This is a genomic window from Spirosoma pulveris, from assembly GCF_054781875.1.
In genome coordinates, this window is record NZ_BAAGTO010000001.1 from 1,288,935 (window position 1) to 1,301,087 (window position 12,153).

A 12,153-nucleotide genomic window follows, 5' to 3' on the forward strand; every position below is an offset into this window, starting at 1 on the left:
TGTTCCTTGCGAGACGCCTTCAGCCCTCCGTTAATTCATGAAGTATTCAGTTTTTGCAACCTTATTCCTCCTTTTGTGGCGGCCCATTTCTCCAGCCGCCGACGCACAGTCTCAAAAAGTCACACCAGCACAGCAGGCAAAAGGGAACCCGGCAAAACCCTGGACCTATTGGTGGTGGATGGGAAATGCCGTCAATGCATCGGACATCACCTACCAGCTCGAGCAGTTTGCCAAAGCCGGGCTCGGTGGCGTTCATATCATCCCGATTTACGGCGTCAAAGGCTACGAAACTGAATTTATTCCGTACCTGTCCAACAAATGGCTGGCCGTCTTTGGGCATACCGTTCGAGAAGGCAACCGACTGGGGCTGGGTGTCGACCTGACTACGGGCACGGGCTGGCCCTTTGGCGGGCCGGACGTATCGACGGCGATGGCGGCAAAGGAATGGAAGCTCGCAGCGGGCAAACTAACGGCCGTCCCCACCAAACAACAGGTCAAACGTCCCGCTCCGGGTGCCCAGGGGCCAGTTATCGATTATTTCAGTAAACAGGCTCTCGAGCAGTACCTGCTTCGATTCGATTCGACCCTGGCGCACTCGTCCTGGCAGCCCCGCGCCGTTTACAACGACTCTTACGAGGTGTATGGCGCAAACTGGACGGATAATTTCCTGATTGAATTCAAGGCCCGGCGCGGCTATGACCTCAACAGCCAGCTAACCGCTTTTCTGGATACGACTCAGACCGAAACCAGTATTCTCGTTCATCAGGACTTTCACCAAACGTTGGCCGAATTGCTGCTCGATGGCTTTGCGAAACCCTGGGACAACTGGGCGCATAAAGCGGGCTACCGAACCCGCAATCAGGCACATGGCTCGCCCGGAAACCTGATTGATCTTTATGCAGCCACCGACATTCCCGAAACCGAGTCTTTTGGTTCCAGCCGGTTTCCTATTCCGGGCCTGCGCGTGGATGCCAACTACGAAGTGGACCGCTTTGGAACACCCAACCCACTGGCCATGAAATTTGCTTCGTCGGCGGCTCACCTGATGGGCAAGCCACTGGTCAGTTCCGAAACCGGCACCTGGCTGGCCAACCATTTTCAGGTGTCGTTATCGCAGATAAAACCGCAGGTCGATGAGTTGCTGGCGTCGGGGATCAACCACATTTTCTACCACGGCATCCCCTACTCACCCCCTGCCGAGAACTGGCCGGGCTGGTCGTTTTATGCCTCCACGAACTACGGACCAAGCTCGCATTTCTGGCCGCATCTGCCGTTGCTCAATCAGTACATCGAACGCTGTCAGGCGCGTTTGCAACGTAGTAGACCCGATAACGACGTGCTGGTTTATTTCCCGATCCATGATCTCTGGGCAACCCCGGCCAAATCGGCGGGCGGGATTCATCAACTGGAAGTTCACCATGTGGAACGCTGGTTGCTCCCCCAGCCGTTCGGGCGTTTGTGCGAGCAGCTGGCGGAGCACGGCTATGCGTTCGATTACATCTCCGACGACCTACTCAAGAGTCTGATCGTCACTAAACAGGGTATTCGGGCAGCCAGCGGAGCCATCTATCAGGTTATTGTCGTGCCGAAAACCAACTATATTCCCACCACTACCCTTGAGCTGTTGGACAAACTGGCTCAGCAGGGTGCCCGGATTGTTTTTGATGGACAGTTACCCCGCCAAGCGGCTGGCTTTCAAGATCACACGGCCCGAACAGCCACGGTAAACCAACTCGGCCAAACCCTTCAGAAACGCCCGACCGTGACGGTCAGCCCCAATCTGTTTAAGACCCTGACTACATTGGGCGTTCGCGTGGAAACCTGGGCAGCTCAGGGCTTGTCGTTCATCCGCAAACGACAGGATACGGGTCTTAATAAAGCCGGCCTTTCGGCAGATACCACCCACTATTTCATTACAAATCTGAACAATCGCTTTCATCAGGGCTGGATTACCCTTTCGGCAGCGGGCCGGGTTAGCCGCTACGACCCGCTGACCAATTTAACCGCCGGGCTACCCACCCGAAAAGGGAAAGGTGGTAAAGCCGAAATCTATCTGTCGCTTGAGCCGGGCCAATCGTGCTTCCTGGATGTTAGTTTGGGAACGCCCAAATTTGCCAATACAACCGCACAGCAACGGGTCACACATTCTCCCGGAGCAGCCATTGCGCTAAAGAATCCCTGGCGTATTCAGTTCGTCAGACCAAATCCGGAACAGGGACAAACCGCTTTCAAGCTGTCGGCTACGCTACCAGCCCTCACCGACTGGACGACACTATCCGAATCGGCGGGTTATTTCTCCGGCACCGCCCGCTATACCACAACCGTCAGCGTACCTGCCGGTGCTGCTGTCTCTGCCTACGTTCTCGACCTCGGCGATGTACGGGAGGTAGCCGAAGTCTGGCTAAACGGACAATCTCTGGGAACAGCCTGGTGCATCCCCTTCCAGCTAACGATACCTGCCAACCGACTGAAAGCCGGCGATAATCAACTGGAAATCGACGTGACCAACCTGTCGGCCAATTACATGCGGCTTTATGACCGCCAAAATCCGGGCTGGAAAAAGTTCTACGATATAAACATTGTCGATATTCGCTACAAACCCTTTGACGCCACCCGCTGGCAGGCACTGCCTTCCGGTTTGCTCGGGCCGGTAACATTAACCCCAACTTCGGCCAGGTAGGCATCGGATAAGACAAAAAAGGATCGGGTATACGCTGTATAGTGCGTATACCCGATCCTTTTTTTATCGGAAGAATTTTGAGCTACATATGGCCTGGGTGGACGTCCGTATGGACTTGAAAATCAGGAGAAGTACGCAGCCTAAAACGGGTGTTTATACGGAGTTAACTATCAACTGGTTTGCTGAAATTAGATGCACTCTACGACTCACCTTTCCACGTCATGATACCATCTCGCCCCCTGGATCCTACAACACTTTATCTTGCTGACAAGGCTGCAACTCATTATGCTGATCATGCCAATGAAATAGACAAAATTACCCAGCGAATTACAGAGAATCGATCCGGTATACGCTCGCTGACGGACATCACGGATGATAAATCCCGCCTGATCAAACGCGCAGCCCGGGAAGGCGGGCAATTTGAACAGGCACTGGAGCGAATCAATGGCATTCCTGATTTTCAGGACATCGCTACGCTGAGAAAGATTGTGCGAGCCTCGGCCAGTGTCTGCCGAATCATATTGCAGGGTCCTACCGGTATTACCGGTTATGGCACCGGTTGTCTGATCGCCCCGAATGTACTGATCACAAACAACCATGTCTTCCCGGACCCTGATACAGCCAGTCGCGCCATTGCTCAGTTTAATTACGAACTCGGCGACAATGGCCAGGTGCTTTCCCCCGTTTCGTTCCGTTTGCGGCCAGACTTGTTTTTTCTGACTTCACCTTATACCGAACAGGCTAATATACCCTTTAGCGGTCGTGATTTCACACTGGTGGCTGTTGAGTCAACCAGTACGGAAGGAGGCAGTCTCAATCCGTTCGGATTTATCAGGCTGGACCCATCGCTGGGCAAAATCATTGAGGGCGAGAATTGCGTTGTTATTCAGCATCCTAAAGGAGATTATAAAAAAATAGTTCTGAAGGATATCCGGCTGATCACCTTTACTGACAACTTCCTGATTTATGAAGCCGATACGCAGCCCGGCTCATCAGGCAGTCTGGTACTCGGGCTGGGTACGGCTGATGCGGTTGCCCTGCACCACAGTGCAGTCCCTAACAAAGATGCCAACGGAAACTGGCTTCGAAAGGACGGCAGACCCCGCCAGCCGGGTGACACCGACGACGACGTTGACTGGATAGGAAACGAAGGCGTACGGGTAAGCTGCATCGTTGAAGCCTTCAACAAATTAGCAATACCTGATCACATGCTGCCTTATCGGGCCAAAATTGTTGAGGCTCAAACCCCACCCCTTCTTGTTAATAGCCCTTCTATGCTTACGATGCCTCCCCCAACAATCGTGTCCGGCAATGCCCCACGTGCCGAAGTCATTCCAACTACGCCTGCTGTTTCTGCCGCATCAGCACCCCCAGCTAAATCCAGTGAGCTACTGTATTTTGAAGTCCTGCTGACAGACCAAACCACCCTGCAAAACGACTGGACTAAACGAGCTAGCGAACTGGTTCCCGGCTTCATTGACCAAACGACTTTGTTTCCAGTATCGCAGGAGACAGTTGCCCGACGTATGGTCTACGTAACGGTAAAATCCAGCGAAAATCCGTGGGCACTGGCAGCCACCATTGAAGGCCTGCCGCACGTTGAAGCTTGTCGACCCGACCTGCAAAGCCTGACCGATATTGGTCGGAACAGCACAGAAGCCGGGGCATCTGTACGTGCTACAGAATCTGAATTTGTTATCAATAATGGTACCGAAGAACCCAACGAAAAAAGATTCCTGGAAACATGGGGCAAATCCATTCAGGTACAGGCAGCGCTCAACAACGGTGCCGATCGACAACGCTGGTGGCACTGGTCGGCTATCAACTGGACAGATCTGGACAAAGGGGGAATGGGTCTGAACAAAGACGAGCTTAACCAATTGCGCGAACGGCTGGTCCGGATGCGGTTGATCCAATTGGACACCGGCTATTCAGACCATTCCAAAGTGGCGAATGGGTATAATACCGATCTGGATTTCGACTTTATTGACAACGATAACGACGCCCGGGATGAGCTGGCTAGTTTTGGCGTCAAATTCCCTTACCATGGTACCCGAACGGCCAGTCTTGTGGTGGGCGGCTCCCTGGCCGATACTACCAGCAAACTGGATGGTAATAACGGTTTGCTGGTTGAACAGGGAAAGTGCTTAACCCGGCTGATTCCGTACCGAATTGCACAGTCAGTTATTCTGATCGGGAGAGGAAAGCAGGTAGTTGACGGGGTCAATTATGCTATTCGGAGTGGAGCCGATGTGCTGTTTATGTGCATGGGCAGCTATCCACGGCTCATGCTCGAAGCCATTGCCCGCGAAGCCTACGAAAAAGGGGTTATCTGGGTCTGTGCTGCCGGTAATGAAGTGGGCCTGGTCGTAGCACCGGCTTTGTACCCGGGCACTATTGCCGTAGCCGCCACTAACCCTGAGGATAAGCCCTGGTCGGGCAGCAGCCACGGGCCATGCGTAGACATTGCCGCGCCGGGTGAAGATGTGTACGTACCCTTTCTGGATAAAAAAGGGCAGGAGATTATGGTGTACGGCAGTGGAACCAGTTATGCCACTCCTCAGGTAGCCTCCGCAGCCATGCTCTGGAAAGCCCGACATTATGAGCAGTTGAGCGATTACTTACCCTGGCAGGTTGTCGAAGCGTTCCGGCATACGCTAAAGGCATCAGCGCGTCAGCCGAAAGAGTGGCCCGAAGCCTACGGAAAAGGTATTATCGACATCACCGAACTGCTGAATACCAAACTACCCGAAAAGGATAGCCTGAAACATGCGTACGCAGAACAGAAAGACGTTGGCCCGCATAGTGTTGGCATTGCGGAGGCTGTTCATTTCATCTGGAATATATTCAGTAAAAACGTGTTGCCGGGCGCTACCGAAAGCACAATAGGATCTGTACCCCTTACACAACGCGGGCAGCAGGCGCTTGCGGCTTTCTCCAGTTCTTCAGCCTCGGGTGGACGGGAAAGTAGTGCGCCCATAACGGATTCTGACGCGCTTCTTCGCTATTATTTTAATCAGTAGTACCCATTTATCCACCTTTCTTAGAGAAACTACAACTATGGCCAGCCCTGTTTTTTTCGACTTTCACCTGCATCCGGTCTTCAAAAAATTTATTTGTAAATACGAGGAAAGCTACCCTTCCACTCGTTCGCTGGATGATCTGACAGGACAGTTTGATCTGACCAGCCCTCTTGTGAAACTGCTCGATGAGGAGCTGCTCCATATACTGGGCAGTCAATCCTGTATCGATCAGCTAAGCGAGGGGAAATTAACGGTGGGGGTTGCCGCCATCGCACCCATCGAACGGTTGTTCACCAACAAGGCCGATGGGGGATTGTTTGGTAAAATCCTCAACTCCAACCTGACAAAACCGCTGGACCTGACGTACATGAACAATGTTCGTGAGGGGAAAGTATCGTACTATCAGCTTTTTATCCGGGAGGTGAATATTTATAAACGTCTGCACGAAACCGGGAAGATACATATGCTTTCCCGGAAAGCCCCCCAAGCGCTAGACATTCCGAAATCAGTACCCCATTTAGCACTCAGCCTTGAAGGTGGTCATGGGTTATGCCGCACGTTAATCGGTCAGCCAGGGAAGCCGGATAACTCGCTGGTGGTTCCACCGGGCACTGAAGATTCGCTTTCAAAAGATTTTACGACGGCTTTTACCAGCAATCCGGCTAAAAGTCTGGAGCAGCTACAACAGGCACTCTGGGAACAGGAGCTGGATCTGTGCTACCTTGTGCTTACGCACCTTTCACATATTGACGAGCAGTTGCTGGCCACCCATGCCTATGGCATGAAGATGATCAGCGATGTAAGTAGTTACCCGATGGGCAACGGTATTACGCTCAAAGGCCGACAGGTTATCGATGCAGCTTATACGCTGCAAGTAACCATAAACGGCACGAAAACGCCAGCGCCAATATTGATCGACATCAAACACATGAGTCTTAAATCACGGCTCGATCTCTACGCTTACCGAAAAGAGAAAGGGTATACGTTACCCCTTATTGCCAGCCACATCGGGGTAACGGGCTATTCGGTCAGTGCCTGGAAAGCAGCCCTCAACGAAGCCGGCGCCATGCGACTTTCATCCGGCGAGCCGGTGGTAACCATCAATATAGACCGTAAAACGGCGGGTTTCTGGGGGGTTGTCAACAAAGAGTTCACGTATAATGCCTGGTCCATTAATTTAATGGACGAAGACATTGAAGCCGTACTGGTCAGTCACGGGTTGATCGGCATAAGCCTCGACGTTCGGATCTTGGGCTGGCAGGACCTCCTGAGCAAAGGAGATAAAGCCGAATTTATGTCGGCTGAGGAGTTCCGTTTCTTTTTCCCGGAACGAGCTCGTCAGTTGGTTCCCACCACCGTTGAGTCGCAGCTTGTCCCAACACGCGAAGAACGCCATCCACTAGCTCTTTGCTTCAATATACTTCACGTGGTGTCTGTAGGGCTCATTCGTACCGATCAAAATCCCTGGAAAAACATCTGTATAGGCAGTGATTACGATGGTCTGATCAATCCGGTTATCAACTGTCGGGATGTAAGCCAACTGTCGGTGCTGGAAGAGAACCTGATCCGGTGGCTACCCATTGCAGAACGGGCTTATCGCAAAGAAAATGGTGGTGGACCTTTGCTTGACCGCCACCCAAATGGCGAAGTAGAGACAACCTATTTAAAAGGTCTTGTTCGGGATATCCTGTACACCAACGGCGAACAATTCATGAAACGCTGGCTAACTAAATTTCCATAACTCTATCGCTCCAAACAAAGCTTTCCTTCAATTTCTCAGTCTTCATCTTCAGCCCTTATCCGCTTACGAGCAGCCAATGAACCGGCGTTTTTCATAGAGAATGGGTAAAAATAAGGGGGGTAAATCCTCTAATAGAAAAGCCGTTCCATGAAAACACTAACAGCACACAGGACAAAGTCCGCTGTACCGTTCCTGATTGTCTGTCTTTTAGTTCTTCTGCAACTAAACCAAATTAGCCATGCCCAAACGCTTTTCCCGGCCAACGTGCATCGGGTCTTGTTTCTGGGCAACAGCATTACCTATGCAGGTAGCTATGTTACGGACATCGACGCTTATTTCCGGCTGCACTACCCTAATCAGGCCGTTGAGTTCATCAACGTTGGCCTTCCCAGCGAAACGGTTTCGGGCCTTTCCGAAGAAGGGCATGCCGACGGCAAGTTTCCCCGTCCCGACCTGCACGAACGCCTGGAGCGTGTCCTTAAACTTACCAAGCCAGACTTCGTATTTGCCTGCTACGGCATGAATGATGGCATTTACCTGCCACTGGATGTAGATCGGTTCCAGAAGTTTAAGGATGGAATGAACTGGCTCCATACTGAAATTGTAAAGCTTGGCATCCCCATCGTTCACCTGACACCGCCAATCTACGATGAACAGCGCGGCAACAGCAAAGGCTACGCGGCCGTCCTCGACCGCTATTCGGATTGGCTATTGGAGCAGAAAGCAACAGCAAACTGGTCGGTTATCGACCTGCATTATCCCATGAAGACCTATCTGGAAGCGCACCGGAAAGTGGATGCCAGCTTTGCGATCAACGGTTTCGCACTGGCCAACGACGGTGTTCATCCGGGCGAGGTCGGGCATTGGATCATGGCCAAAAGTGTTCTGCTGGGTATGGGCGAGAAAGCCGTAGCCAGTGCCCCGGACTTGGCCGCTTCGGTAGCTACGGTTCCTAACTCGGGTCAGGTTATTAAACTGATTGCTACCCGCCAAAACCTAATGAAAGATGCGTGGCTCACCGCCACCGGCCACAAACGCCCCGGCATGAATGTGGGATTACCGCTAGCCGAAGCTCAGGTCAAAGCCAATGAGTTGGATTTGCAAATCAGGAAGTTGATACCGTAGATCAATGTCTCTTCCAGTCAATACAATAGTATTTAACCAATTCGAAATGTATGCTCAAATGGCGTAACGGCCGTCAGGTATACATGAACGCCGTCGGTTTTCAGGCTACCAAAATGAGATGAATAGACTTCTCCTTCGAGGCCAGTTGTTTTTGTGTGCTTAACTAGCCCCGGCCCAAACTGGATGGTGTCCTTTCCAACGGTATACTGCCCTGAATCGGCCTCTATGAAGTAGCTATCTGCCGAACCGGGTATTTTTTTCAGTCCCTTCACCTCCCCCCCCGCTTTAAAGCAAAGCTCGATCGTCACCAATACGCCAGCCGCCCCTTTGGCCGAAAACCGAAGCTCATTGGCTCCGTTGGTTTCCCGAATACCGATGCGGGTTTCAATCGTTTTGATGTTACTCTGTGGCCGGTGCTCAAAATCCATTTTGTTCCAGAAACGCCCATCGGTACTCGGCGCGTGTTTGTAGTTGCCTGATGCGAGTTTATACTTGTTGGGTAACGGCTGGTAGTAGGGTGCTTCGATTTTCTGATGCAACACATACTCACCCTGTGAATACGTAATGCCCTGACTGTGAAAATAGCCCGTGCTAAAAAAGCTGGTCGACAGCCGCATGTAGTTCAAAACAGCCTCTCCCTTCCGGAACGCAAAGAAATTAGGGCTGTTCGACCGGCCGGATGCCACAATAATAGGAAAGTCCGTTCCGCCGAAAATCGTTGTTGTCGTCTCGTTCCGCCGGATTCTGACCAGGTTCGTATCCCGGAAGAATTTTTCGAAGTTTACCGGTGGTGCTTTGGGGGTTGGTAATAGCTTTTTATAAAGGGGTGTTTCCAGAAAGTAAGGCAGCAGGTCGTTGCTGATGCGTTCGTCAAAGCCCTTTACCGTTTCAATGTACCGGGTAATGGCAGCAAACTCCGGATCGGCATCCTGAATGGCCATGAACCGATAATCGTGGTAGTAGGGAAGGCAGTTAACGGTCATAAACTGGTCCTGTCGTCGCGAATCATTCGAAACAAGGTCGCCGTTAGGCTCCAGATAGAAGTAGGTCATTTTCAGATTCCGACGAACAGGCTCCAGCAGATTCGGGCGTTTGAGCAAGTGCGCTATCGTAATCAGGCAGCGGTCGATCACCTCCGAATAGATCATGCTCCGTTCAAGGTAATGCCCGTCCTTATCAATGAAAACCCCTTCCGAAAGCCATTCATCAATACGCCGGACATAGCCCGGATTCGGGAACAGCTCATTTATCTTCGCCAATGCCGCCGAAACCACCCATCGGTGATTGGGCGTGTGAATACCCCCGGTTCGCAGGGCTTCCCCCGCTTTCAGGATGAACTGTTTGAGTTGTCCTTTTACTACCGAAAGCGATGGCAGATCGGCCGTTTTCAGGATAGTCGCTGCCGTGCAAAGCGGCTCCAGAATGAACGCCGTGTCGGGTGGAGACGCCAGATTACCCAGGTCGAGGGTACCATCGTCCTGCTGTTTTGCTACCAGAAAGCGAATGACCTTTTCCATGGCCGGAATCAACTCCGGCTTCCGGTAATACGGTGAACTGGGTTCACTGAAAGCAGCCGACAAATTTGCGAGATCAAAGCCTAACCGACGGCGAAGCTCGGTTATATCCGACGCAAAGGTTTGAAGGAGTTGATTGACTTCTCTGGTATTCGCCAGAACCACTTTCTGATAAAAATCGTCATCCGCCTGTTCATCGGTCTTCCAGGCAATTAATGGCGACAAAGTTAGTACAGTACCTAAGCCGGTCAGTTGATGCAGGAAGGTCTTTCTTGTAATGTCTTTCATGGTTGATTGAGTTTGTAATACCGTAACGACGGCCCGGCAATCATCCTGGGAAGGCGAACTAGACCAGCAGCAAGTTAGTCAAGTTCGCCCGACCGGGATGGTCGCCGGGCCGTCGTTACGGTATTACCCAATTTGGTATTACATCAGTACCCCGGATTCTGTACCAGAGATGGATTAACCGTAAACGCGCCCGTTGGAATTGGGAAGATTCGCTTATTAACGTCAGAGTCCGTTTTGAAGCCCCATTTGCCTTCAAATTTACCAAACCGGATCATGTCGTTCCGATGCCAGGTTTCCCAGGCAAACTCACGGCAGCGTTCACTATAAATATCCTCAAGTGTCACATTGGTTAAAGCGGGGGATGTTGTCCGGTTAGCCCGCAACTGGTTCACCAGCGAAAGGGCTGTTTGACCCTGTGTGGGCGCCCCTCCTCGCAGTATGGCTTCCGCTTTCATGAGGATAATATCGGAATATCGGAACAAGGGTACATCGTTATTCTGGTTACGTGAGGTCGACGTAGCATCGGGGAAAAACTTGATATTCCGGTAGCCCATATTCCAGGCAATTTCGTCGTTGCCGCAATCGTACGTTGCTACATCCTGACGGAGCGTAACATCGGGCGTCAAGTTCACCTGATAGGTGTAGGGTGCCGCTCCATCAGAGCCCGTATAGAACTGGTCGTACCCTTTTTTGGTGGTCGTCACCGTTAGTGGCGTCACGCCATCGGCCATGAACTGAAGCCCGGTGAGCCACTGGTTGTTCCGGATATCGTTCGGATCTTTGAAGTTTACAAAGAACTCAGGCAGCGTACTTCTTGGCGCACTCGGCGTAAATGGCAGACTAAATCGCTTGGTATGTGAGCGAGGTACGTCATACCGGGCGTGGTACATGTTACTGTTGGTGCCAGGCAGCCCCCCGGCAGCCGGGTCGTACGGAATCGCAAAGATGAACTCCTTCATTTGCGGCCCGTTGTTTGGGTAGAACATTTGCAGATACGTTGCCCGGGGTTCAATGGCATACAGACCCGAATTGATCACGCTGTCGCAGGCAACAATGGCTTCGTTATACCGCTTTGTGCCGGTGTAATATTCCGAGTTCAGGTACATCTTGGCCAGCAGGGCAAACCCTGTGAATTTGTTGGCGCGGCCATAAATCGCCTGACCCGAGGCCCGACTCAGATTCGGCATTGCAGCCTTTACTTCCCGCTCAATAAACGAAAACACCTGCGCTCTGGGTGTATTCGGGCGTGGCGCAAAATCGCCGTAGGTCGTGTCGATGGGCACGTTACCGTATAAATCCATCATCATGAAATACGACAGGGCGCGAACCATTCTCAGTTCGGCCAGATTCATTGCTTTTCCGGGCGTCGAGGCTGGTATGGTCGAGTTCAGGATCGACATCGCCTGGTTGGTTGTGCCAATTACCAGCGACAGCCAGTTCCAGGTACTGTTTGTTGTACCATGATCTTTGGTCCAGTCGTGGTAGTGAAGCATCCGGTAGCCCTGGTTGTCGTACCAGTTTCCACCCCGGGCGGGTAGAATGGCCTCATCGCTGCTCAACGACTGCATGAACCAGTAATCGAGCGAGAAATTACCACGCAGGGCTGCATAGGGCGGTCCCGATGCCTGAATAAACTGCGAGGTGTTCTGTGGAAAAATATCGGGGGTCAACGAGGTCGTGATGGGTACATTAACATCATGACAGGCCGAAAACAGGTACGTTAGCAATACCAGTAACGTGCCGAAGGATATATATTTTTTCATTGGTTTTCCTGGCTAATAA

The 12,153-nt window shown here is 51.9% G+C and carries 6 protein-coding genes; 4 read left to right on the forward strand and 2 right to left on the reverse strand.

The window, feature by feature from the left end:
• Positions 1–37: 37 nt before the first annotated feature.
• The 4 genes from ACYVJM_RS05265 to ACYVJM_RS05280 all read left to right on the forward strand — a co-directional run bounded on the left by ACYVJM_RS05265 (position 38) and on the right by ACYVJM_RS05280 (position 8,569).
• A complete protein-coding gene (locus ACYVJM_RS05265) occupies positions 38–2,680 on the forward strand; it encodes a glycosyl hydrolase (protein ID WP_461147146.1) in 2,643 nt (880 codons plus the stop codon).
• Between the two features lie 221 nt (positions 2,681–2,901).
• Positions 2,902–5,703: a S8 family serine peptidase gene (locus ACYVJM_RS05270; protein ID WP_461147147.1), complete on the forward strand. Its 2,802-nt coding sequence runs from the start codon at positions 2,902–2,904 to the stop codon at positions 5,701–5,703.
• Positions 5,704–5,740: 37 nt separating this feature from the next.
• Entirely contained in the window at positions 5,741–7,444 is a 1,704-nt protein-coding gene (locus ACYVJM_RS05275) for an amidohydrolase family protein (protein ID WP_461147148.1), read from the forward strand.
• 147 nt (positions 7,445–7,591) lie between these two features.
• Entirely contained in the window at positions 7,592–8,569 is a 978-nt protein-coding gene (locus ACYVJM_RS05280; protein WP_461147149.1) for an SGNH/GDSL hydrolase family protein, read from the forward strand.
• Positions 8,570–8,601: 32 nt separating this feature from the next.
• Here ACYVJM_RS05280 and ACYVJM_RS05285 read toward each other — a convergent pair whose 3' ends face one another.
• Together ACYVJM_RS05285 and ACYVJM_RS05290 are read right to left on the reverse strand one after the other, a co-directional pair.
• On the reverse strand, positions 8,602–10,371 hold the full coding sequence (locus ACYVJM_RS05285; RefSeq protein WP_461147150.1) for a hypothetical protein: 1,770 nt from the start codon (positions 10,369–10,371) through the stop codon (positions 8,602–8,604).
• 143 nt (positions 10,372–10,514) lie between these two features.
• A complete protein-coding gene (locus tag ACYVJM_RS05290; RefSeq protein ID WP_461147151.1) occupies positions 10,515–12,134 on the reverse strand; it encodes a RagB/SusD family nutrient uptake outer membrane protein in 1,620 nt (539 codons plus the stop codon).
• Between the last annotated feature and the right edge of the window lie 19 nt (positions 12,135–12,153).